The 23,951-nt window shown below is 66.0% G+C and carries 19 protein-coding genes; 8 read left to right on the forward strand and 11 right to left on the reverse strand.

The annotated features are described in order from the left end of the window. Positions 1-77 precede the first annotated feature (77 nt). The 5 genes from CFK21_RS01695 to def all read right to left on the reverse strand — a co-directional run bounded on the left by CFK21_RS01695 (position 78) and on the right by def (position 5,720). Entirely contained in the window at positions 78-2,270 is a 2,193-nt protein-coding gene (locus CFK21_RS01695; protein ID WP_096364121.1) for a sensor histidine kinase, read from the reverse strand. Further along, on the reverse strand, positions 2,252-2,824 hold the full coding sequence (locus tag CFK21_RS01700) for a DUF4390 domain-containing protein (RefSeq protein ID WP_096364123.1): 573 nt from the start codon (positions 2,822-2,824) through the stop codon (positions 2,252-2,254). Before CFK21_RS01700 ends, CFK21_RS01695 begins: the two co-directional genes overlap by 19 nt. After that, positions 2,821-4,155 carry a 16S rRNA (cytosine(967)-C(5))-methyltransferase RsmB gene (rsmB, locus tag CFK21_RS01705; protein WP_096364125.1) on the reverse strand — a complete coding sequence of 445 codons (1,335 nt, stop codon included), beginning with the start codon at positions 4,153-4,155 and terminating at the stop codon, positions 2,821-2,823. Before rsmB ends, CFK21_RS01700 begins: the two co-directional genes overlap by 4 nt. Continuing rightward, positions 4,152-5,096, reverse strand: a complete 945-nt coding sequence (gene fmt / locus CFK21_RS01710) for a methionyl-tRNA formyltransferase (protein WP_096364127.1) — start codon at positions 5,094-5,096, stop codon at positions 4,152-4,154. The genes rsmB and fmt overlap by 4 nt, the downstream gene beginning before the upstream one ends. A gap of 84 nt (positions 5,097-5,180) precedes the next feature. Beyond that, positions 5,181-5,720: a peptide deformylase gene (gene def / locus CFK21_RS01715; RefSeq protein ID WP_096364129.1), complete on the reverse strand. Its 540-nt coding sequence runs from the start codon at positions 5,718-5,720 to the stop codon at positions 5,181-5,183. A gap of 223 nt (positions 5,721-5,943) precedes the next feature. Here def and CFK21_RS01720 point away from each other — a divergent pair, with 223 nt between their 5' ends. The 4 genes from CFK21_RS01720 (at position 5,944) to topA (ending at position 11,049) form a co-directional block, all read left to right on the forward strand. After that, complete coding sequence (locus CFK21_RS01720) at positions 5,944-6,963, forward strand: LysM peptidoglycan-binding domain-containing protein (protein ID WP_096364131.1); 1,020 nt, start codon at positions 5,944-5,946, stop codon at positions 6,961-6,963. A gap of 69 nt (positions 6,964-7,032) precedes the next feature. Next, positions 7,033-8,148, forward strand: coding sequence for a DNA-processing protein DprA (gene dprA, locus CFK21_RS01725; protein WP_096364133.1), 1,116 nt, complete (start codon positions 7,033-7,035; stop codon positions 8,146-8,148). Position 8,149: 1 nt separating this feature from the next. Then, on the forward strand, positions 8,150-8,629 hold the full coding sequence (locus CFK21_RS01730) for a DUF494 family protein (protein ID WP_096364135.1): 480 nt from the start codon (positions 8,150-8,152) through the stop codon (positions 8,627-8,629). 122 nt (positions 8,630-8,751) lie between these two features. Beyond that, complete coding sequence (topA, locus tag CFK21_RS01735) at positions 8,752-11,049, forward strand: type I DNA topoisomerase (RefSeq protein ID WP_096364137.1); 2,298 nt, start codon at positions 8,752-8,754, stop codon at positions 11,047-11,049. Positions 11,050-11,271: 222 nt separating this feature from the next. Here the strand turns inward: topA and CFK21_RS01740 are convergent, their stop codons facing one another. The 5 genes from CFK21_RS01740 to CFK21_RS01760 form a co-directional block, all read right to left on the reverse strand. Continuing rightward, positions 11,272-12,048, reverse strand: a complete 777-nt coding sequence (locus tag CFK21_RS01740) for an EAL domain-containing protein (RefSeq protein WP_096364139.1) — start codon at positions 12,046-12,048, stop codon at positions 11,272-11,274. A gap of 140 nt (positions 12,049-12,188) precedes the next feature. Continuing rightward, complete coding sequence (locus CFK21_RS01745) at positions 12,189-13,574, reverse strand: TRAP transporter large permease (protein WP_172844316.1); 1,386 nt, start codon at positions 13,572-13,574, stop codon at positions 12,189-12,191. An 8-nt stretch (positions 13,575-13,582) separates the two neighbouring features. After that, positions 13,583-14,125: a TRAP transporter small permease subunit gene (locus CFK21_RS01750; protein WP_096364141.1), complete on the reverse strand. Its 543-nt coding sequence runs from the start codon at positions 14,123-14,125 to the stop codon at positions 13,583-13,585. 175 nt (positions 14,126-14,300) lie between these two features. After that, positions 14,301-14,648 (reverse strand): DUF2782 domain-containing protein, encoded by a 348-nt coding sequence (locus CFK21_RS01755; protein WP_096364143.1) that lies wholly within the window; start codon positions 14,646-14,648, stop codon positions 14,301-14,303. A gap of 43 nt (positions 14,649-14,691) precedes the next feature. Then, complete coding sequence (locus tag CFK21_RS01760; protein WP_096364145.1) at positions 14,692-15,417, reverse strand: TIGR00730 family Rossman fold protein; 726 nt, start codon at positions 15,415-15,417, stop codon at positions 14,692-14,694. 269 nt (positions 15,418-15,686) lie between these two features. Here CFK21_RS01760 and polA point away from each other — a divergent pair, with 269 nt between their 5' ends. Continuing rightward, a complete protein-coding gene (gene polA, locus CFK21_RS01765; RefSeq protein WP_096364147.1) occupies positions 15,687-18,395 on the forward strand; it encodes a DNA polymerase I in 2,709 nt (902 codons plus the stop codon). Positions 18,396-18,903: 508 nt separating this feature from the next. Here polA and yihA read toward each other — a convergent pair. Further along, on the reverse strand, positions 18,904-19,500 hold the full coding sequence (yihA, locus tag CFK21_RS01770) for a ribosome biogenesis GTP-binding protein YihA/YsxC (protein ID WP_096364149.1): 597 nt from the start codon (positions 19,498-19,500) through the stop codon (positions 18,904-18,906). A 175-nt stretch (positions 19,501-19,675) separates the two neighbouring features. On the opposite strand from yihA, the gene CFK21_RS01775 reads away from it, so the two are divergent. From CFK21_RS01775 to ccsB, 3 genes are all read left to right on the forward strand, one after another. Further along, the gene (locus tag CFK21_RS01775; RefSeq protein WP_096364151.1) at positions 19,676-20,290 is read left to right on the forward strand and encodes a c-type cytochrome; all 615 of its coding nucleotides are present in this window, start codon (positions 19,676-19,678) and stop codon (positions 20,288-20,290) included. A gap of 157 nt (positions 20,291-20,447) precedes the next feature. Beyond that, positions 20,448-22,445, forward strand: coding sequence for a cytochrome c biogenesis protein ResB (locus CFK21_RS01780; RefSeq protein ID WP_197702971.1), 1,998 nt, complete (start codon positions 20,448-20,450; stop codon positions 22,443-22,445). A 169-nt stretch (positions 22,446-22,614) separates the two neighbouring features. Continuing rightward, the gene (ccsB, locus tag CFK21_RS01785; RefSeq protein WP_096364153.1) at positions 22,615-23,787 is read left to right on the forward strand and encodes a c-type cytochrome biogenesis protein CcsB; all 1,173 of its coding nucleotides are present in this window, start codon (positions 22,615-22,617) and stop codon (positions 23,785-23,787) included. Positions 23,788-23,951 lie beyond the last annotated feature (164 nt).

Genomic DNA, 23,951 nt, shown 5'->3' on the forward strand with positions numbered 1-23,951 from the left:
TTGGCTGCGCGCGGTTGTTATGGCCGGGCCGGTTCGGCTCCCGGTCCTAGAGTATAACCACTTGATACGGCCGCTGCCTATGCCGTGGCCTGCGGTCGGGGTACCTGGCGTAGCTGCACGCGCACATAGGCTCCGCCGTCGTCGCGGTTGCCGGCCTGCAGCTGGCCGCCGTGTTCCTCGACGATTTTCTTGACGATGGCCAGCCCCAGGCCGGTGCCCTTGGTCTTGGTGGTGACATAGGGTTCGAATAGCTGTTCGCTGACCTCGGCGCGGAAGCCCGGGCCGTTGTCGCACACCCACAAATCGGCATAGGGCGTGTCATCCTCGACCCGGCAGCGGGTCTCGAGCCGGATCTGTCCGGGCTGCTCGGTGCCGATGGCCTCATGGGCGTTCTTGATCAGGTTGTGCAGCAGCTGACGCAGCCGGTTGGGATCGGCCTCGATCCAGGGGGCGTCGGGGTCCAGCGCCAGTTCCAGTTCCACATTCGGGTGCATGCCGCGGTACAGTTCGGCAATCTCGGCGACCAGTTCGTTGAGGGCCAGCGGCCGCAGTTCCAGCTGCGGGGCGCGGGCATAATCGGAGAAGGCATTGACCATCTCCTTCATGGATTCGACCTGGTGAATGATGGTGTGGGTGGCCCGGTCCAGCACCTCGCCCTCGGAGGCCTCCATGCCGGGCAGGTACTTGCGCCGCAGCCGCTCGGCCGAGAGCTGGATCGGGGTGAGCGGATTCTTGATCTCGTGCGCCAGGCGCCGCGCCACCTCGCCCCAGGCGGCGTCGCGCTGGGCCTGGATCAGGGCGGTGACGTCATCAAGTACCAGCACCTGGCCGCCCGGGCGTACCCCGTCGCCGGGCAGACGGGCGCCGCGACAGATCAATACCTGGCGCCCGTTGGGGCCGAACAGGCTGAGTTGATCGGTCCAGTGCGGCCCGCCCGAGGCCTCGCGGTGGCGTTCGATGGCCTCCTGCAGCGGTTCCAGGAAGGGATGGGCGGTCACCAGTGCCTGCAGCGGTTCCCCCGCGCTGCGTTTGAGCGGGATGCCGAGGATGGTCTCGGCGGCCGTGTTGACGGTGCGGATGCGCTGGTCCGGCGAGAGGCTGATCACGCCCGATGACAGGCTGCCGAGCAGGGTCTCGAGATAGGTGCGCTGGCCCTCCACCTCGAGCTGGCTGCGCCGGGCATGGTCGCGGGCCATGGCCAGGCGCCGGGTCATCATGTTGAACGAGCGCACCAGAAAGCCCAGTTCGTCGTCGCTGGTCGAGGGCAGCCGCCGGCTGTAGTCGCCGTCGGCCACTGCCCGGGTGCCCTCGGCGATATTGCGGATGGGGGCGACCAGCTTGCGGGCGGCATAGAAGCCGGCCCACACTGCTGACAGCAGGCTGAGCACCAGTACCACCGACAGCGTCAGCGTATAACTGTATTTGAGCGGCTTGCGCAGGTAGGCCAGTTCGCGGTAGCGGGCATAGGCCGCCTGCACTTCGTCGGCCTGGGTGCTCAGACGTTCCGGGATGGGATACAGGGCCTGCAGGATGCGCTGCTCCGAGGTCGGCGTGGCCAGCGGAACCGGCACCACGGCGCGGATGTGCAGGCCGCCGTCGCCGCTGGGATCCAGGCCCACGTAGGAGGCGCCGCGACGCAGCTGCAGCAGCACTGCATCACCGGGCCGGTCGGGCACGATGCTGGTCGACTCCAGGCCGCTGGAGGCGATGATGCGGCCGTTGTGGCTGAGCAGGGTCAACTCCACTGCGCCGGAGCGCACCCGCAGGTCGAACAGGCTGAGCGGGGCCAGCGGCGAGGGCACCTCGGTGAGTTCCCCGGCCAGCTGTTCGGTGGTGCGCAGCCGGTCGCGCATGCGCACATCGAAGGCCGACTGGCTCAGTTCCAGCGCGCTTTCCAGCGAGTTCTCGATCTCGACATCGAACCAGGTGTCGATGCCGCGCTGCAGGAACTGCAGGGAGAAGTAATAGACCACGCTGACCGGCGCCACGGCCAGGATCACGAACATCCAGACCATGCGCGAGGTCAGCCGCGCGCCCGGGGCGCCGGCGCGGACCTGGCGGATCAGCCAGTACAGGTTGCGTCCGATCAGACCGAGCAGGATCAGCAGCCCGGCGGCATTGGTCAGCAGCAGCCAGGAGTACATGCGCCCGAAGCGCTCGGAGTTGTGGGTGGCATCGCTCATGAACGACAGCGACACCAGCAGCAGCGCGAACAGCAGCAGCATCGGCCACAGGCCGCGACCGAAGCGTTTCACGGCTGTAGCGGCCATGGGTGCCAGTCGCTGGAAAGGCGCCAGTCGGCGGAGACATAGGCCCAGACCCGCAGGGGCGTGGGCAGGGCCTCGGTATCCAGGCTGATCCGCAGCTGACCGTAGTACCGGTGTCCGGGCTGGAGCAGGCTGCGGTCGAGTACCGGCAGTCCCTCCAGTTGCTGCAGACTGTAGAGCGCCCCTTCCAGCGAGGGGAAGCTGGAGCGTACGCCGGTGTTCAGTCGCTGCACGATGTAGCGTTCGCTCAGGGCGTGATAGCTCAGGCGGTAGCGCTGGCGCAGCCGCGCCACGACCCTGTCCCAGAGATAGTCGCGCGGCTCCAGCACTTCGATCTGCAGCAGCAGCACCAGCGGCACGCCGTTTTCCAGCGCGGTACGGGCTTCCTGCGTCAGGGTGAAGTCCAGCCGGGCGTCCAGGCGCAGCACGTCGCGGTCCCAGTGGGGGTGGATGGATTCGACGTCAAAGGCCTGCGCCGGTGTGGCGGTCAGGGCCAGCCAGCCCAGCAGCAGCCAGCCCGGGAGCCGGGTTCGCAGGGGATCCATCATCAGGGTCATGCCGCTTCGTCCATCGCCTTCTCCAGGCAGGCATAGTAAAAGCCATCCATGGGCGCTGCATCCACCCCGTTCACAATCGGCAGCAGCTGACGGCCGGCCCCGTCCGCCCGGCCCCAGTCGGCGGCGATGGGCGCAGGCCGGGCCGTGGCGCAGCGTTGGACAAAGGCATCGACCTGCAGGGCGTTCTCGGCCCGCAGCACCGAGCAGGTGACATACAGCAGCCGGCCGCCCGGGCGCAGCAGCGGCCAGACAGCGTCCAGCAGCCCGGCCTGCAGCCGGGTGAGGCGGTCGATGTCGGCGGGCCGGCGATGCAGCTTGATGTCCGGGTGGCGGCGGATGACGCCGGTGGCCGAGCAGGGCGCGTCCAGCAGGATGCGGTCGAAGGGGGCGCCGTCCCACCAGTCCTGCGGCCGGCCCACGTCACCCTGCACCAGCCGCGCCTGCAGGCGCAGGCGGTCCAGGTTGTCGCGCACCCGCTGCAGGCGGTCAGATTCGAGTTCCACCGCCACCAGTTCCTGCAGTGCCGGTTCGGTCTCCAGGAGATGGGCGGTCTTGCCGCCGGGGGCGGCGCAGGCGTCCAGCACCCGCTGGCCCGGGGCGAGTCCCAGCAGGGGGGCGGCCAGCTGGGCGGCCCCGTCCTGGACCGAGAAGTCGCCTTCGGCGTAACCGGGCAGGCGGTCGATGGTTGCGGTCTGCTCCAGTCGGATGCCGTGACTGGTATGCGCCAGCGGGGCGGCCTGGATGCCGGCCGCGGCCAGCCGCTCGAGATAGCCGGCGCGATCGCCGTGGCGGGCGTTGACCCGCAGGCTCAGCGGCGGCTGGCGGTTGTTGGCTTCGACGATGGCTTCCCAGTCGTGCGGCCAGTCCTGCTGCAGGCGCGCCAGCAGCCAGGCGGGGTGGCTGTAGCGGGCGGACGGATCGCCTTGCAGCTGTGCTTCCAGTTCACTGGCGCGGCGCTGATAGTTGCGCAGTACCCCGTTGATCAGTTTTGCCGCCCAGGCCTTGCCCAGGGCGCGGGCGGCCTCGACCGTGGCATGTACCGCGGCATAGGGTTTGACCTCCAGCGCGCTCAGCTGATACAGGCCCAGCAGCAGCAGGCAGTGGATGTCGCGATCACGCGGTTTGAGCGGCTGGCGCAGCAGGCCGGCCAGGATGGCCTCCAGGCGCTGGTACTGGCGCAGGCCGCCGTAGATGAGTTCGTGGGTAAAGCCGCGGTCCTGGGCGGTGAGACCCTCCAGCGCGGCGGGCAGGACACTGCTGAGCGAGGCGCCCTGGCTGACCGCGGCCAGGGCCCGGGCGGCCCGCTCCCGGCTGGAGGCGTCGGCGGTCAAGTCCCTGCCGCCGGGCCGAGGCAGACGCCGTCCAGCGTCTGGGCGTGACCGAAGTCCCCGGCCGGAATGCGCCGCCCGCCGGGCAGCTGGACCTCGAGCAGGCGCAGCACGCCGGTCCCGCAGGCGACATCCACCCCCTCGCGGCCGGCCGCCAGCACAGAGCCCGGGCGGCCGTGATCGCCCGCGGCCGCCAGGCAGGCGGCGCGCCAGATGCGCAGGGTCCGGTCGCCGAATCCGGTTTGCGCCACCGGCCAGGGATTGAAGGCATTGACCTGGCGCAGCAGCCGCGGGGCTGGTCGGGTCCAGTCGATGTCGGCCTCGGATTTGTGCAGCTTGGCGGCATAGGTCGCCTGGGTCTCGTCCTGGGGCACGGGGGGGAGGCGGCCGGCCAGGATGGCCTCGAGCTGCTCGCCCAGCAGTCGGGCACCGAGTCCGGCCAGGCGGTCGTGCAGATCGGCGGCGGTGTCGCTGTCGGAGATCGGCGTCGAGGCCCTGGCCAGCATGGGGCCGGTGTCCAGGCCGGCGTCCATCTGCATCAGGGTGATGCCGGTCTCGCTGTCCCCGGCCTCGATGGCGCGCTGGATCGGTGCCGCGCCGCGCCAGCGCGGCAGCAGCGAGGCATGGATGTTCACACAGCCATGCGTCGGGATCTCCAGCACCGCCGGCGGCAGCAGCAGGCCGTAGGCGACCACCACCATCAGGTCGGGGCGCCAGGCCCGGAGTCGCTCCAGGGTCTCGGCCGGCTTGAGACTGATCGGCTGTTCGACCGCCAGCGCGTGTTCCAGCGCCAGCGCCTTTACCGGGCCGGCCTGCAGCCTGCGCCCGCGCCCGGCGGGCCGGTCGGGCTGGGTGTAGACGGCGACCACCTCGTGATCGCTGTCGATCAGGGTCTGCAGGGGCGGAACGGAGAATTCGGGCGTGCCGGCGAAGACGATTTTCATTATGACTGTTACGGCTGTGAACGGGCAGCGGTCATTGTAACCGCTCCGGACGCCGGGGAGGACCGCAGGCGGGCAGCCGCAGGGTCAGATGACCGGCTCGGCCTGCTTCACCGGGCTGCTGCTGCCTTCATGACGGCGCTCCTTCTCCAGCTTCTTGCGGATGCGCTGGCGCTTGAGGCCGGAGAGGTAATCCACGAACAGCTTGCCGTCCAGGTGGTCGATCTCGTGCTGGATGCATACCGCCAGCAGGCCCTCGGCCTCCAGTTCAAAGGACTGGCCGTCGCGGTCCAGGGCGCGTACCTTGACCCGGTCGGCGCGCTGGACGGTTTCGTAGATGCCGGGCACGGACAGGCAGCCCTCCTGCATCTCCTCGGTGCCGGAGGTCTCGAGGATTTCGGGGTTGATGAATACCCGGGGCTCATTGCCCTCCTCGCTGATGTCGATGACCAGCACCCGCCTGGCGACATTGACCTGGGTGGCGGCCAGACCGATGCCCGGGGCGGCATACATGGTCTCGAACATGTCGTCCACCAGACGGCGGATTTCGTCGTCAACCACGGCCACCGGCTCGGCCCGGTTGCGCAGTCGGGGGTCGGGAAAATGCAGGATTTCGAGTCTGCTCATGTGAGTCCTGTCACAAATGCCTTTTAAGCACTTGGATATATTGCTAAAGTAAGTCGCTGCCTACGGCGATAATATAAGGAATCCTGCGCCGGTTTTCCACACCAGGCAAATCAGGGTTTTGCACGGCAGGCCGAACTGTGATGGACAGGGGGGCTGCTGCCGGGGAGGGGCCGGGCATGCTGCGCCGGATCCCCATGCCCCAGAACGAATAAAAGGGACGCCTATGTTCAAACGACTGCTCGGAATCCTGCTCGCCTCCACCACCCTGATGGCCGGTGCGGACGAGATCGCCCTCAACCCGCAGCACCCGGAGCGCTATGTCGTGGTCAAGGGAGATACCCTGTGGGACATCTCTGAGACCTTTCTGCGCGACCCCTGGTTGTGGCCGGAGGTCTGGTACATCAATCCGCAGATCGAGAATCCGCACCTGATCTACCCCGGGGACGTGATCAGCCTGGTCTATATCGACGGCAAGCCGCAGTTGCGGGTCCAGCGCGGGCAGCGCACGGTCAAGCTCTCGCCCGAGGTGCGCGCCACCCCGCTGGATCAGGCCATCCCGACCATTCCGATCGACGCCATTCACCAGTTCCTGACCAAGCCGCTGGTGCTGGACGCGGATGCGCTGGACAGCGCCGGCTACGTGCTGGATACGGCCGACGAGCACATCGTCACCGGCGCCGGCGACCGGATCTATGCCCGCGGTACCACGACGGAGTTTGAGCGTTACAATGTGTTCGAACCGCAGCAGGCCTACACCGATCCCGATACCGGCGAGTTGCTGGGCCACCGGGCCCTGTATGTCGGCGAGGCGGTGATCGAGCGCCACGGCGACCCGGCCACCCTGGAACTGGTCGAGACCACGCGCGAGGTCAGCCTGGGTGACCGGCTGCTGCCGGTGCGCGAGGAAGAGGTGCGCACCCACTTCCTGCCCCGGGCCCCGGAAAACGAGATCGAGGGCAAGATCATCGCCGTGGTCGACGGCGTGACCCAGATCGGCCAGTACCAGGTGGTGGTGATCAACCGCGGCCAGCGCGAAGGCCTCGAGGCCGGCGATGTGCTGAAGATCCAGCAGGCCGGCGCCCTGATCCGCGACCGTTTCGGCAAGGACAAGGAGCAGGTTCAGCTGCCGAACGAGGATGCCGGCATCCTGCTGGTGTTCCGCACCTTTGACAAGCTCAGCTACGGCCTGGTGATGGAGGCGACCCGCGCCATCCACCTGATGGACATCGTCACCAACCCCTGAGCCGTCCTGGCAGACCCCGACGCGGCCCGGCGCTTGTCGGGCCGTTTCCTTTTCAGGGAGGATGACTGCATGGATGCAGACCGTCTGCGCGACTGGCTGACGCTGTGGCACAGCCCCGGCCTTGGCGCGCACACCTTCAATCAGCTCATCGAGGCCACCGACGGCCGGCCCGAACAGGCCCTGCGGGATCCGCCGGCATGGCTCGGGGCGGACCTGCGCGCGACCCTGCGCCGACCCGATCGGTCGGGTGTCGAACGGGATCTCGTCTGGCGCGAGTCCGACCCGGGCAACCATATCATTACCCGCGCGGATGCGGCCTATCCGCAGTTGCTGGCCGCTATCCCGGACCCGCCGCCGCTGCTGTATGTGCACGGCGACCCCGGGCGTCTCAATGACCCTCAGCTGGCCCTGGTCGGCAGCCGCAACCCCACCCGCCCCGGGCGGGACAACGCCTTCGAGTTCGCCCGCTACCTGGCCGCGGCCGGGCTGACCCTGACCAGCGGCCTGGCGCTGGGGGTGGACGCTGCCGGCCACCAGGGGGCGCTGAAGGCCGACGGCTATACCCTGGCCGTGATGGGGACGGGACTGGACCGGGTCTATCCGGCCCGTCACCGCGACCTGGCCCATGCCATCGTGGCGGCGGGCGGGGCGCTGGTCTCGGAGCTGCCTGTCGGCAGCCCGCCGCGGGCCGAGCACTTTCCGCGCCGCAATCGCATCATCAGCGGGTTGAGCCTGGGTGTGCTGGTGGTCGAGGCCGCGCTGCGTTCGGGCTCGCTGATCACCGCCCGCGCGGCCCTGGAGCAGGGCCGCGAGGTGTTCGCCATCCCCGGTTCCATCCATAACCCGCTTGCCCGCGGTTGCCACGCCCTGATCCGCCAGGGCGCCAAACTGGTGGAGACCGGTGGCGATGTGCTCGAGGAACTGCATGCCCTGGCCAGCATTGCGTTGTCGCAGCCGGATCCCCCGGCGCCGGCCACGGCCGCCGCCGGTGCTGTCCGGCCGTCGCCGGAGCAGCGTAAGTTGCTGGAACAGATGGGTTATGAACCCGTCACAGTGGATCAACTGGTTACAGCCAGTGGATTGACGCCGGAGGCGGTTTCCTCCATGCTCCTGATCCTGGAATTGGAGGGGCGGGTGGCCAGCCAGGCCGGCGGCGCCTATCTCCGGCTCAATGACGAGGTCTGAAATGAAGGAAAGCATGTTCGACGTGCTGATGTACCTGTTTGAAAACTATTACATGGACGACGATCCCGAATGGCATCCCGACCGTGAATCGCTGCATGTCGAACTGATCGAGGCCGGTTTCACCCCCGGCGAGATCAACAAGGCCTTCGAGTGGCTGGACGGTCTGGCCCAGTACCGCGATGTCAGTCTGCCCAACCCGCAGCCCCGGCGGGCGCTGCGCGTGTACACCGATGCCGAGTGCCAGCGCCTGGATCTGGAGTGCCGCGGCTTCATCCTGTTTCTGGAGCAGATGGACATCCTCACCCCCGCCAGCCGCGAACTGATCATCGACCGGGTGATGGCGCTGGATGCCGAGGAAGTGGATATCGACCAGCTCAAGTGGATCATCCTCATGGTGCTGTTCAACCAGCCGGGCGAAGAGGCCGCCTACGCCTGGATGGAAGACCTGGTGTTTGACGAATACGCCGGAAAGCTGCATTGATATAAACAGCGGTCCGGTCCCGCCCGCCATGCGACCCCTGTTCCGCGCCCGTCGGATACACTGACCGGGACCGGTACGGCACGTCGCCATCGAATCCATCACTACAGGTTCACGAACGTCGTATGGGTAAGCATCTGGTGATCGTGGAATCGCCCGCCAAGGCGAAGACGATCAAGAAATATCTCGGTAAGGACTACGAAGTCATGGCCTCCTACGGTCATGTGCGCGATCTCGTGCCCAAGGGCGGTGCGGTCGATCCCGAGCACGACTTCGCCATGAAGTACGACATCATCGATCGCAATTCCAAGCACGTCGACGCCATCGCCAAGGCCATGAACAAGGCCGACGATCTGATCCTGGCCACTGACCCGGACCGCGAGGGCGAGGCCATCTCCTGGCATCTGTACGAACTGCTCAAGAACAAGAAGGCGGTCAAGGACAAGCCGGTGCACCGGGTCGTGTTTCACGAGATCACCAAGCGCGCCATCCAGGAGGCCATCGAGCATCCCCGCGGCCTGTCCATGGACCTGGTCAATGCCCAGCAGGCGCGCCGGGCGCTGGATTACCTGGTGGGCTTCAACCTCTCGCCGCTGCTGTGGAAGAAGGTGCGCCGGGGACTGTCGGCGGGCCGGGTGCAGAGTCCGGCCCTGCGGCTGATCGTCGAGCGCGAGGAGGAGATCGAGAAGTTCAGGCCGCGCGAATACTGGACGGTGGAGGCCGACCTGGAAAAGGACGACCAGGCCTTCGTCGCCAAACTCAATGTGCTGCACGGCAAGAAGCTCGGCCAGTTCACGCTGAACAATGAGGACAAGGCCCGCAAGGTCGAGCAGGAGTTGATCGAGGCCGCCGGCGGCGAACTGACCGTCGGCAAGGTCGAGAAGAAGCAGCGCAAACGCAATCCGGCCGCGCCCTTCATCACCTCCACCCTGCAGCAGGAGGCCTCGCGCAAGCTGGGCTTCACCGCCAGCCGTACCATGCGCGTGGCCCAGCAGCTGTATGAAGGCATCGACATCGGCGAGGGCGCAGTCGGTCTCATCACCTACATGCGTACCGACTCCGTGACGCTGGCCAACGAAGCCCTCGACGAGATCCGCGAACTGATCAGTCAGCGCTACGGTGCGGACAACCTGCCCGATGCGCCGCGTACCTTCAAGACCAAAGCCAAGAACGCCCAGGAGGCGCACGAGGCCATCCGTCCGACCTCGGCCATGCGGGTGCCGGAGGAGATCAAGTCGCATCTCAGCCAGGAGCAGTTCAGGCTCTACGACCTGATCTGGAAGCGCACCGTTGCCTGTCAGATGATTCATGCCACTATCGACACCGTCGGCGTGGACTTCCCCTGCGGCGAGGGCAACGTGCTGCGCGCCACCGGCTCGACCATCGCCATCCCCGGCTTCATCAGCGTCTACCAGGAGAGTCAGGACGACGCCAAGGCCGAGTCCGACGAGAACATGCTGCCGCGGCTGGAGGAGGGCGACGTGGTCAGTCTGGTCAAGCTGCGCCCCGAGCAGCACTTCACCGAACCGCCGCCACGCTACACCGAGGCCAGTCTGGTCAAGACGCTGGAGGAACACGGCATCGGCCGGCCCTCGACCTATGCCTCCATCATCTCCACCCTGCAGCAGCGCGAGTACGTCACCCTGGAGAAGAAGCGTTTCCAGCCCACCGACGTGGGCCGTGTGGTGAGCCGGTTCCTCACCCAGCATTTCGACCAGTACGTGGACTACGATTTCACCGCCAAGCTCGAGGACGACCTTGACGAGATCGCCCGCGGCGAGCGCGAGTGGGTCCCGCTGCTGCACCAGTTCTGGGATCCCTTCCAGCAGCGCATCAAGACCAAGGAAGAGGGGGTCTCGCGCAAGGAGGTCACCACCGAGGAGTTGGACGAGGAATGCCCCAAGTGCGGCCAGCCGCTGCAGATCAAGCTGGGCCGGCGCGGACGCTTCATCGGTTGCAGCGGTTACCCGGAGTGCGACTACACCCGCAATGTCGGCGAGGACAAGGAAGACGCCGAGCCCGAATATATCGAGGGCCGCAGCTGTCCCGAGTGCGGCTCGCAGCTGCTGATCCGTACCGGCCGTTACGGCAAGTTCATCGGCTGCTCGAGCTACCCCGACTGCAAGTACATCGAGCCGTTGGAAAAGCCCGAGGACACCGGCGTGACCTGCCCGGAGTGCAAGCAGGGCAGCATGCTCAAGCGCAAGGCGCGTTCCGGCAAGATCTTCTACTCCTGCTCACGCTACCCCGACTGCAAGTACGCCGTGTGGAACGAGCCCATCGACGAGCCCTGTCCCGACTGCGGCTGGCCCATGCTCACGCTCAAGACCACCAAGCGCCGCGGCACCGAGAAGGTCTGCCCGCAGAAGGAATGCAAGTTCAGCGAACCGGTGGAGACGGAGGAGTCAGCGGACGGGGAGTAGGTCTGTTTCGCGTTGGCGCTGTCAACGCAGAGGGCGCAGAGGCGCGGAGACGCAGAGAATGATTAATGCGTGTAGGTTGGGTTAGGTGCATGGCACCGTAACCCAACATGCCGGCCACTGTCGGGTTACGCTGCGCTAACCCGACCTACCTTCCTGTCCCGCATTTATTATGAATTTTCTTTGCGCCTCCGCGCCCTCTGCGTTGATCCCGCCTCAGCCCGATCACCCCGCCTTCAGGCTCATCTGCCCCGCCAGGCCCGGCTCGCCGAACAGGTAGCCCTGCAGCAGGTCGCAGCCCATGTCGCGCAGCATGCCGGCCTGCGCCTCGGTCTCCACTCCCACGGCCACCACCCGTTTGCCCAGCTTGTGGGCGATGTCGATCATGCCGGCGGCCAGCACCCGGGCCTCGGGCAGGGTCTGCAGCTTGGCGATGAAGCGGCGGCTGAGCTTGATCTCGTCGTAGGGGAACCTGATCAGGGCGGGGATGGATGAGTAGCCGGCACCGAACTCGTCAATGGCCAGCTGCACCCCCAGGGATTTCAGTTTCTGCAGCGGCCTGCGCGCCGCACGGGCGTGTTCGACCAGGCACTGTTCCGGGATCTCCAGTTTCAGGGCACCGGCCGGCAGACCTTCGATGGCGGCCTCGACCTGGCCGACCAGATCGGCGTCGAGCAACTGCACCGGGGCCAGGTTGACCGCCACGACGACGGTCGACGACGACAGCCGGTTCCACAGCCGGGCCTGGCGACAGGCCTCGCGCAGGATCCAGTCCCCGATCAGCACGATCAGGCCGGTGTCCTCGGCGAAGGGCAGGAACTCGCCCGGCTGGACGATCCTGTCCTCGGCCTTGTCATACCAGCGCACCAGTGCCTCGAAACCGGCCAGCCGGCGCTGCTTTGCATCCATCAGGGTCTGGAAGTGCAGCCGGAACTCATCCTCCTGCCAGGCCCGGTACAGACGGGTGTACATGTAATGCAGGCGGTGGTTTTCGTGCAGCATGCGGGAGGGTCTCGCTCGGGGTTGGGGAACGGGGCGTACTTTCAGATGATCGGACACGGAGCGGAATTATTGAGCAGTTCGGGCCGGGTCGGACGCCGGGTTGTTCAAAACCGCTGAGGCGTTGAAGGCGCCGCCGCTGGCTAGCCGTACACCACCCCCGGCAGCCAGGTGGCGATGGCCGGCCAGGCGGCGAGCAGGCCCAGCATCAGCAGCTGGATCAGGATGAAGGGCACCACGCCCCGGTAGATCTGGCCGGTTTTCACCTCGGCCGGGGCCACGCCGCGCAGGTAGAACAGGGCGAAGCCGAACGGCGGGGTGAGGAAGGAGGTCTGCAGGTTGATGGCGATCATCACCCCCAGCCAGACCGGATCCAGGCCCATGGCCAGCAGGATGGGGCCGACGATGGGCACCACCACGAAGGTGATCTCGATGAAGTCCAGCACGAAGCCGAGCAGGAACATCACCAGCATCACCACCAGCACCGCGCCGAAGACGCCGCCGGGCAGGCCGGTGAGCAGCTCAGCGACCAGTTCGTCGCCGCCGTAGCCGCGGAATACCAGCGAAAATACCGAGGCCCCGATCAGGATCAGGAACACCATGCTGGTCACCTGCGTGGTGCTGCGGGCCACGTCGCGCAGGATGGCGAGGCTGAACTGGCGTTGGGAAATGGCGAGCAGGATGGCGCCCATTGCGCCGACCGAGGCGGCCTCGGTGGGGGTGGCCAGGCCGCCCATGATCGAGCCCAGCACGGCGACGATCAGCACCAGCGGCGGCAGCAGGGCGCTGCTCATGCGCCGGATCACGCCCGGTCCGCGCAGGGCGGCGACCTCGGCGGCATCCATCGCCGGCATGCTGGCCGGTTTCAGCCAGGCGACCAGCAGGAGATAGATCAGGTACAGCCCGACCAGGATCAGGCCCGGGATCAGGGCGCCGGTGAACAGATCGCCCACCGAGACCGTTTCCGGGGCAAAGATGCCCATGTCCAGCTGGGCCTGCTGGTAGGCGGAGGACAGCACATCGCCCAGCAGGACCAGAATGATCGAGGGCGGGATGATCTGGCCCAGGGTGCCGGCCGCGCAGATGGTGCCGCTGGCGAGCGCCGGGCTGTAACCGCGGCGCAGCATGGTGGGCAGGGACAGCAGGCCCATGGTGACCACGGTCGCGCCGACAATGCCGGTGCTGGCCGCCAGCAGCATGCCGACCAGGGTGACCGAGATGCCCAGTCCCCCGCGCAGCGATCCGAACAGGGCAGACATGGTATCGAGCAGGTTCTCGGCGACCTTTGACCGTTCCAGCATCACCCCCATGAACACGAACAGCGGCACCGCGATCAGGGTCTCGTTGGTCATGATGCCGAACAGCCGGTTGGGCAGGGCGGCGAGAAAGGCGGGGTCGAACAGGCCGGCGGCTTCGCCGATGAAGGCGAAGATCAGCGCGGTGCCGGCCAGGGTGAAGGCCACGGGGTAGCCCAGCAGCAGTACCAGCGCCACGGTGAGGAACATCCACAGCGGCATCCATTCGGCCAGGTGTTCGATCACCGGTGCCGCTCCATCGGCCCGGGTCCGGCAGATACGCCCAGGATCGTGGCCAGACGCAGCAGCAGCATGGCCAGGCCCTGGATCAGCAGCAGGGCGGGCATGGCCAGCAGCGCGCTCTTGAGCAGGTAGACCGCCGGCAGGCCGCCGGTCTGCAGAGAGCCTTCGCGCATGGCCCAGCTGTCGGCGACATAGTCCCAGCCGGTCCACAGCAGATACAGGGTGACGGGCAGCAGCAGCACCAGGGTGCCGAGAAGATCCACCCAGGCGCGGGTGCGGGGAGAGAAGCGGCGATAGAAGATATCCACCCGGACGTGGCCTTCATGGCGCAGGGTGTAGGCGGCGCCGAGCATGAACACGGCGGCGTGCATCCAGGTCACGCTTTCCTGGATCCAGATGCGGCCGAAGTCGAAGGCATAGCGCATCACCACCACGGCGAACATGACCAGCACCATCGCAACGGTCAGCCAGGCCACCAGCCGGCCGACGGCCTCGGCGAGGGTTTCCAGGGCGCGTGCGCCGGTTTCGAGGGGATGGGCCATGATGGCCCGGGATTATACGGGTTTTTATGGGGTTAGGGGGAGTGTTCGGGGCGCTGCCGGTACGGGTAGGATGGGTGGAGCGAAGCGCAACCCATCATGGATAACGATGCTCCGATGGGTTGCGGCGCATACGCCTTCACCCATCCTGCGGTTCAGTCACGGTGCTGTCCCGGGCTCACCAGCTGAAGATGATCCAGCTCGGCACCAGCAGGTGCGGGTCGAGCTCGTTGCGACGGGTCTCCAGCGAGCCGTCGCCGTCGCTGTCCATCAGGTAGTAGGGCACGCCCTTGCGCGGCGTGACCTTGATCATGTAGAGCTGATTGTTGATCCGGTATTCCTCCACCGTGCGGTCCTGGCGGCGGATGATGGTGACCTCGGGCTCGATCGCTTCCTGGTCCTGGGGGCCGGCGGTGGGCAGATCGGGTTCGGGCAGTCCGGGCGGAGCGATCTCCTCGCTCTGCGGCTGGCCGTGGGCGGTGATGCTGAACAGGAGGGCGCTGGTGAGCAGGGCAGTGCGTCGCATGGCGGTTCCTTGAATCCGATGAAGCGTTCGAACTGGTGGCGGATCAGAGTTCCAGCAGGATCTCGCGTTCCTGCGCAGAGGGTTCGAAGCCGCGGTTTTCATAATAGTCGAAAATAGCATTCACGACTTCGTCCGGGCTGTCCAGCACCTGAAACAGGTCCAGGTCCTCGGGCGAGATGGTGCCGGAAGTGACCAGGGTGGTGCGGAACCACTCGATCAGCCCGTCCCAGAACTCGTGGCAGACCAGGATGATGGGGATGCGCCGGGTCTTGCCGGTCTGGACCAGGGTCAGGATCTCGGCCAGCTCGTCCAGGGTGCCGAAGCCGCCGGGCAGTACCACGTAGGCCGAGGCGTATTTGACGAACATGACCTTGCGCGAGAAGAAATGGCGGAAGTTGAGCGCGATGTCCTGGTAGGGATTGCCGGCCTGCTCGTGCGGCAACTGGATGTTCAGGCCGATGCTGGGCGAACGGCCGGCCTGGGCGCCCTTGTTGGCGGCCTCCATGATGCCCGGACCGCCGCCGCTGACCACCGAGAAGCCGGCGTCGGACAGGGCGCGGGCGATGTCCTCGGCCAGTTTGTATTCGCCGCTCTCGGGATCGGTGCGGGCGGAGCCGAAGATGCTCACCGAGGGCTTGATGCGCGCCAGGCGCTCGAAACCCTCGACGAATTCGGCCATGATCTGGAAGATCTTCCAGGACTCCCGCGTCAGCTGGGTGTCGTTGAGGGGGCGCATGCCCGGGTGCTGGTGGCGTGTCTGGTCGTCCATAGTTTTCTGTCTACCGAGATTCCATGATAGTTGTCCACCCGACAGGTAATCTGCCTTCCGGGTGGTAGGGGGATGATACCATTAAGATGTCTCTTATTTATTCAGTTGACCGTCATTGCGAGCACCCGAAGGGCAAAAACGCAGCGCGGCAATCTCGTGCCAATGAATCAAGTGGTTGGAGATTGCCACGGCGCTTTGCGCCTCGCAATGACGGGGTTACACAATCCATGCCGGATTCGGCGATATCAGTTCTACAAGGATAGGTTTACATGCCCAGTACCAAGCCGGTCGTCCTGGTGGACGGCTCCTCCTATCTCTACCGGGCCTTCCACGCCCTGCCGCCGCTGACCAATTCCCGCGGCGAGCCCACCGGGGCGGTCTATGGTGTGGTCAACATGCTCAAGCGCCTGCTCAAGGACTATCAGCCCGAGCACGTGGCGGTGGTGTTCGATGCCAGAGGCAAAACCTTCCGCGATGAGATGTTCGAGCACTACAAGGCCAACCGCCCGCCCATGCCGGAGGAACTGGCCGCCCAGATCGAGCCGCTGCACGCCCTCGTCCGGGCGCTGGGCTTTCCGGTGCTGCAGGTCCCGGGCGTGGAGGCGGACGATGTTATCGGCACCCTGGCCCGGCAGGCCGACGCCCGCGGCGAGCCGGTGCTGATCTCCACCGGCGACAAGGACATGGCCCAACTCGTCGAAGGCGGCATCACCCTGGTCAACACCATGAGCAACACCACCCTGGACCGCGCCGGCGTGGTTGAGAAGTTCGGCGTGCCGCCGGAGCGCATCGTCGACTACCTGGCCCTGGTCGGCGACAGTTCGGACAACATCCCCGGGGTGCCGAAGGTCGGCCCCAAGACCGCGGCCAAGTGGTTGAACGAGTACGGCTCGTTGGATGCGCTGATCGAGCAGGCCGAATCGGTCAAGGGCAAGGTCGGCGAGAGCCTGCGTGAGAACCTGGCGCAGCTGGATCTGTCGCGCCAGCTCGCCACCATCCGCTGCGACCTGGAGCTGGAGCAGGACGTCGACGCCCTGGCCATGCAGCCGCCGGACCGCGCGGCGCTCAAGGCACTCTACGAGCAGATGGAGTTCCGCACCTGGCTGAAGGAGATCCTGGGCAGCGACGAGTCCGCACAGGCGTCGGAGACGGCCGCGCCGCCCGCCGCCGAGGTCGACTACGAGACCGTGCTGACGCAGACGCAGCTCGACGCCTGGCTGAAGGAACTGGAGCAGGCCGATCATTTCGCCTTCGATACCGAGACCACCAGCCTGGAATACATGCAGGCCGAAATCGTCGGCCTGTCCTTCGCCGTGGAGACGCACCGGGCCGCCTATGTGCCCCTGGCCCACGACTATGCCGGCGCGCCGGAACAGCTCGACCGCGACCGGGTGCTCAAGCAGTTCAGGAAACTGTTGGAGGACAAGGCACCGAAGAAGATCGGTCACAACCTCAAGTACGACATGAGCGTGCTGGCCAATCACGGCATCGAGCTCAGGGGCATCGCCTTCGACACCATGCTGGAATCCTATGTGCTGGACAGCACCGCCAGCCGCCACGATATGGATTCCCTGGCGCTGAAATACCTGGCGCACAAATGCACCAGCTACGAGGAGGTCGCCGGCAAGGGGGCGAAGCAGCTCAGCTTCAACGAGGTCCCCGTCGAGGCCGCCGCGCCCTATGCTGCCGAGGATGCCGACATCACCCTGCGTCTGCACCAGACCCTGTGGCCGCGGCTGCAACAGGAGAAGACGCTGGAGGGCGTATTCAATGACATCGATCTGCCGCTGGTGCCGGTGCTGTCGCGGATGGAACGCAATGGTGTGAAGGTCGACCGCGACATGCTGGCGACCCAGAGCGGGGAACTGGCGCAGAAGATGGCCGAAATCGAGGAGGCCGCGTTCCAGGAAGCCGGTCAGCCGTTCAACATCGGCTCGCCCAAGCAGATCCAGGAAATCCTGTTCGATCAGCAGGGCCTGCCGGTCCTGGCCAAGACGCCCAAGGGCGCGCCCTCCACCGCGGAAAGCGTACTGGCCGAACTGGCGCTGGACTATCGTCTGCCGCGGCTGATCCTGGACTACCGCAGCCTGAGCAAGCTCAAGTCCACCTACACCGACAAGCTGCCCGAACGCATCGATGCCCGCACCGGGCGGGTGCATACCTCGTATCACCAGGCGGTGGCCGCCACTGGCCGGCTGTCCTCCACCGAGCCCAATCTGCAGAACATCCCGGTGCGCACTGAGTCCGGCCGGCGCATCCGCCAGGCCTTCATTGCCGAGCAGGGCTATCGCATCCTGGCCGCGGACTACTCCCAGATCGAGCTGCGCATCATGGCGCATCTGTCCGGCGACGAGGGGCTGCTCGCGGCCTTCGCCGCCGGCGAGGACATCCACCGCGCCACCGCGGCCGAGGTGTTCGGCGCGCAGCCGGACCAGGTCACGAGCGAGCAGCGGCGCAGCGCCAAGGCGATCAACTTCGGCCTGATCTACGGCATGTCGGCCTTCGGCCTGGCGAAACAGCTGGGCATCGAGCGTGGCGCGGCGCAGGAATACGTGGATCTGTACTTCGCCCGCTATCCGGGTGTGAAGGCGTACATGGACCGCACCCGCGAGCAGGCCCATGACCAGGGTTATGTGGAGACCCTGTTCGGCCGGCGCCTGTACCTGCCCGAGATCAACGCCCGCAACCACCAGCGTCGCACCGCGGCCGAACGCACCGCCATCAACGCCCCCATGCAGGGGACGGCCGCCGACATCATCAAGCTGGCCATGATCAGCACCGACGCCTGGATCCGCAGCGGCGGGCTGGACCTGCGCATGGTGATGCAGGTCCACGACGAGCTGGTGTTCGAGGTGGCGGCAGGCGATGTCGAGGCGGCGCAGGCGGCCATCCGCGAGCGCATGCAGACCGCGGCCGAGCTGGCCATTCCGCTGGAGGTCGAGGTAGGGGTCGGTGCCAACTGGGACGAGGCCCACTGACAGCGGGCGGGCGCCCGAAACCCATCAATCATGCAGGGTAATCGCATGCGCCGGCATGGGAACTTTCCCGTTCATACCCGCATCCAACAGTCAGGACAGATGGTTCAGGACGTCCGCTCTCCCTCCCTGGAGCGGGCCACTCCTCCACCCGGTACCCCATCCGGGTGACACCTTGCCCCGGCCGACTTCCCCCTTGCAGCCGGGGCGTTTTTTTGCCCGCTCCATCAGGATTCAAGAGCGCCACGGAATACACGGAAAACACGGACAAGAAATAAAGCGGGCGTATTTGGTCCACTCAATCCTTGCATGTGTACCCGAGCCATATTCATGGCAACCAACAGGATTTCTGTTAAATATTACCCACTGCGTCCTTCCCGCGAAGGCGGGAATCCAGGTGTTTCGGGGAGATAGATGCCCGCCGGAGCCTGTGCCGGCCGGTACGGGCATGCCGAATAAATCAAAGTCTTAAACACATTTCCGTGGCTTCCGTGTATTCCGTGGCGCTCTTTTATCTTTCCAGCCAGGCGTCGAGCACGGCCCAGACCTCCTCCAGCCCCTCCTTCTTCAGGGCCGAGAACAGCTGCACCGTGGCCGGCAGCCCCTCGGCCTCGAGTTGGCGGCGGACCTGCAGCAGGGCGGTCTTCGCCGCACCCCGCTTGAGCTTGTCGGCCTTGGTCAGCAGGACGTGCACCGCCAGTCCGGCCGCCCGCGCCCACTCCAGCAGCTGGTGGTCGTAATCGGTCAGCGGGTGGCGGATATCCATGAGCAGGATCAGTCCGGCCAGCGAACGGCGCTGCTCCAGGTAGGCGGCCAGGCTCTGCTGCCAGCGGGCCCGGGTCGCGCCCCCCACCTTGGCGTAGCCGTAGCCGGGCAGGTCGACCAGCCGGGCGGCGTCGTTGACCTGGAAGAAATTCAGCAGCTGGGTGCGCCCCGGGGTCTTGCTGGTCCGGGCCAGCGCCTTCTGGCCGGTGATGGCGTTCAGCGCGCTGGACTTGCCGGCATTGGAGCGGCCGGCAAAGGCCACCTCGCGGCCGCGATCGGGCGGGGCCTGGCGCGGCTCGGCGGCGCTGACCTGAAACCGGGTCTGGGTGTAGGGGTTGTGCATGGGGGCATTTTCCCCGGAATTCCGGGCCCTGTCATGTCCTGATGACAGGCCGGTCAGGTTGAATTGGGCGGCGGGCGCTGGTATAAATGGCGCTCCGTTTTTGGCCGCATTTCCCGCACGATGCCCGCCGGCATCCTGAATTTCCAAGGCCTTGAGGCACAGGAGTTCCGTTTCCATGAACAAGCCGTTTGTTTTCGCAGCCCTTTTGTCCGTTTCCGCCGCGCTGGCCGCGCCGGGCGCGCTGGCCGCGGGTGATGCCAGCGCCGGCAAGGAAAAGTCCAGCACCTGCGTTGCCTGTCACGGCGCCGACGGCAACAGTGCCAATCCGGAATGGCCCAAGCTGGCCGGACAGCATCCCGACTACCTGGTCAAGCAACTCAAGGAATTCAAGGCGGGCGAGCGCGAGAACCAGACCATGGCCCCGATGGCCGCGCCGCTGTCCGAGCAGGACATGCAGGACCTGGCCGCCTACTATGCCGCGCAGCAGATCCAGTATGGCGAGGCCGATCCCGACCTGGTGGAACTGGGCGAGCAGATCTACCGCGGCGGCAACAAGGCCAGCGGCGTGTCGGCCTGCATGGCCTGTCACGGCCCGGCCGGCAAGGGCAATCCGGCGGCCAATTTCCCGGCCCTGGCCGGGCAGCATGCCACCTATACCGGGATCCAGCTCAAGGCCTTCCGCAGCGGTGCGCGTGCCAACGACTACGGCAGCATGATGCGCAATGTCGCCGCGCGCATGACCGATGCCGAAATCAAGGCCGTGGCCTCCTACATCCAGGGGCTGCGCTGATCGCGTCCCGGGAACTTTCCTGCAATCGATATGACTGAACAAGGGGTGGCCATGGGCCGCCCCTTGTCGTTTTCCCGGTCCGGTGTTTTGCCCGGATGCAGCCCGATACAGTATGCTTGGCCGACCTGCCAGCTTCTGACAAACTGACTGGAATCACGTGAACTCCCCGGCGCAACGCAACATTCCCTCCCGCGGCACCATCCTGCTCGAATTCCTGGGTTCGATGAACCTGGCCATTAACCTGCTGGTGACGGTGGCGATCGCCTCGGTGGTGGGGACGGTGCTGCAGCAGAACCAGCCCTATCAGGACTACATCATCAAGTTCGGGCCCTTCTGGCACGAGGTGTTCAAGAGCCTGGGGCTGTACGACGTCTACGCCGCCGGCTGGTTCCTGGTGATCCTGGCCTTTCTGGTGATCTCCACCAGTGTCTGCATCTACCGCAATGCCCCGAACATGGTGCGCGAGATGCGTCAGTTCCGCACCCGGGTGCAGGCCGTTTCGCTGCGCAACATGCACCAGGTGCAGGAGTGGCACGCCGATGCGCCGGTCGCTGCGCTGGAGTCGCGTTACCGCGCCTGGCTCAGGCAGCACGGTTACAAGACCCGCAGCGCCGATCACGATGACCACCATCTGATCGCGGCCAAGAAGGGTTCCTGGAACCGGCTGGGCTACATCTTCACCCACACGGCCATCGTGGTGATCTGTCTCGGCGGTCTGGTCGACGGCCAGTTGCCCGTCCGCATCAAGGAAATGCTCGGCCAGATTCAGCCGGAGACCCGGGACATCCCGGCCTCGCAGGTGCCCGAGATCAGCTGGCTGCCCGAGGGCAATCCCTCCTTCCGCGGCAATGTCACCATCCCCGAGGGCGGCCGGGCCGGCATCGCCTTCCTGCAGCTGCGCGACGGCTACCTGGTGCAGCCGCTGCCCTTTACCATCGAGTTGAAGGATTTCCGCATCGAGCACTACGTCACCGGGCAGCCCAAGTCCTTCGAGAGTGATCTGGTGATCCACGATCCGGAACGCGAGCAGCCGGTGGAGGCGACCATCGCGGTCAACCACCCGCTGATCTACGAGGGCTACGCCATCTACCAGGCCAGCTTCGATGACGGCGGCTCCGGCCTCAGCCTAACCGCCTGGCCGCTGAGTCATCCCACCCTGGACACGCAGAAGGTGGAAACGGCGGTGTTCGAAAGCCTGGAGGTCGAGACCCCGGCCGGCCGCCAGACCCTGGAGTTCGAATCCTTCCGCCCCTTCAATGTCAACCCGGCGCCCGAGGATTCCGGCAAGCAGTTCCAGAACTTCGGTCCCAGCTTCACCTACAAGCTGCGCAATACCCAGGGCGAGGCGCGCGAGTACGAGAACTACATGCTGCCGGTGGAGCTGGAGGGGCGGAAATTCTTCCTCAGCGGGGTGCGCGAGAACCCCAACCAGCCGTTCTTCTACCTGCACATCCCAGCCGATCCGGCCGGTTCGCCGCAGCGCTTCCTGGCCTTCAACGCCCTGCTGCGAGACGAGGCCAGGGTACGCGAAATCGCCGCCGAGACAGTGCGCCAGACCTTCAGCGAGCTGCGCCTGCAGGAGCCGGGCATGGTCGAGGAGGTCACCGCCACCATGGGCCGGCTGGTGCGGATGTTCGCCCGCGGCGGTTTCGACGGCATTGTCGAGCAGGTCGAGGCTACTGTGCCGGAGGATCGGCGCATGCAGGTCATCGATGCCTACATGAAGGTGCTGCGCAATATCCTCAGCGCCCTCTATGCCGAGGTGCTGCGCGCCGAGGGCGTGGATCTCAGCGCGGGCATCAACGAGCGCGACAGCCGCTTCTACGAGGATACACTCAATGCCGTGACCGCGCTGCCCCTGTACGGCTCGCCCTTCTTTCTGCAGCTGGAGAGCTTCGAGCAGGTCCAGGCCTCGGGTCTGCAGATCACCCGTTCCCCGGGCAAGAGCGTGGTCTATCTCGGCTTCACACTGCTCATGATCGGGGTATTCATGATGTTCTACGTGCGTCAGCGCCGGATCTGGGTGTGGCTGCAGCCGCAGCTGGACCAGACCCAGGTCATCCTGGCCGGTTCCGGCGAACGCGACCGGCGCGACTTCGAACGTGAATTCACCCAGTTGTATCAGGGTATTCGCCGCGCCGGGGAATCCGGCTGAGCCGGAACGGCGCGGATTCAGCCCCGGTTCAGCGCTGCGGGAGCAAACTGGCCCCGCCGTTGTCTCAGTGGGTGGATTCCTCAATAATACCTGATGCGTACGCAATGGAATGGGACCGGGGCGGTGCAGCGTCCTTACCCGGGAGACCCGAGCCCAGCAGGAGACCCTCATGTCGGTAACACACGATCAGATGATGCAGGAACTTGACGAGCGCCCCTTCCTTCAGCGCCTCGGTGCCTTCGACTGGATCTGGGCCCTGCTGGTGGTGGCGGGCAGCATCTATGCCTGGTGGCACTATCACACCCTGATGGACGGCTACGAGGTGGCCATCCTGGCCGGCACCGCCGTTTCCCTGGTCGCCTGGGGCTGGTGCTGGAAGCCGGTTCGCCCCTACACCCTGGCGGTCACCGCCATCAGTCTGTTTGCCGTCTGGCTCTACGGCACCGATATCGGCGCCCGTGACAGCAATTTCTTCCTGAAGTATCTGGTTGCCAGCCAGTCGGCCATCATGTGGATGAGCGCGCTCTATGTGCTCGCCACCCTGACCTATTTCTTCGCCACCTTCACCCGTTCGGAGTTCAGCGGCAAGGTCGCCACCGCCATGACCTGGTCGGCCACTGTCATGGGTACGGTGGGGCTGATGGTGCGCTGGCGCGAGTCCTACCTGGTCAATGCCGACTTCGGTCACATCCCGGTCAGCAACCTGTACGAAGTCTTCATCCTGTTCGCCGTCATTACCGCGCTGCTGTATCTGTTCTATGAGCGCAAGTACCAGACCCGGGCCCTGGGCGGTTTTGTGCTGCTGGTGATCTCGGCCGCCGTGGCCTTCCTGCTCTGGTACAGCTTTGACCGCGGCGCCCACGAGATCGAACCGCTGGTGCCGGCGCTTCAGAGCTACTGGATGAAGATCCACGTGCCGGCCAACTTCGTCGGCTATGGCGCCTTTGCGCTGGCGGCCATGGTGGGCGTGGCCTACCTGATCCGCAACGCTCAGGAACAGCGCTATCCCGGTGGCAACAGCGTGCTGCCCAGCCTGGAGATGCTGGATGATGTGATGTACAAGTCCATCGCATTGGGGTTCGCCTTCTTCACCGTGGCCACCATCCTCGGCGCCCTGTGGGCAGCCGAGGCCTGGGGCGGCTACTGGTCCTGGGATCCGAAGGAGACCTGGGCCCTGATCGTGTGGCTGAACTACGCTGCCTGGCTGCACATGCGCCTGACCAAGGGCTGGCGTGGCGCGCCCATGGCCTGGTGGGCGATCGTGGGTCTGTTCATCACCCTGTTCGCCTTCCTGGGCGTGAACATGTTCCTCTCCGGGCTGCACTCCTACGGCGAACTGTGAAATAAGGTGTTTATTTCCTTGTTCCCTCCCCCTTGGCGGGGGAGGTGAGGAGGGGGGCGTATCTGGACCCTGCATGGGTGGGATACGACGCGCACCCTTCCCACCCCAGTCCTTTTGCCCGTACGGGTGCTCCCCTCAAGGGAGGGGAAGATGCCTTCCGCAGA

Source organism: Thiohalobacter thiocyanaticus (assembly GCF_002356355.1).
In the GTDB taxonomy this organism is placed as follows: Bacteria; Pseudomonadota; Gammaproteobacteria; order Thiohalobacterales; family Thiohalobacteraceae; genus Thiohalobacter; species Thiohalobacter thiocyanaticus_A.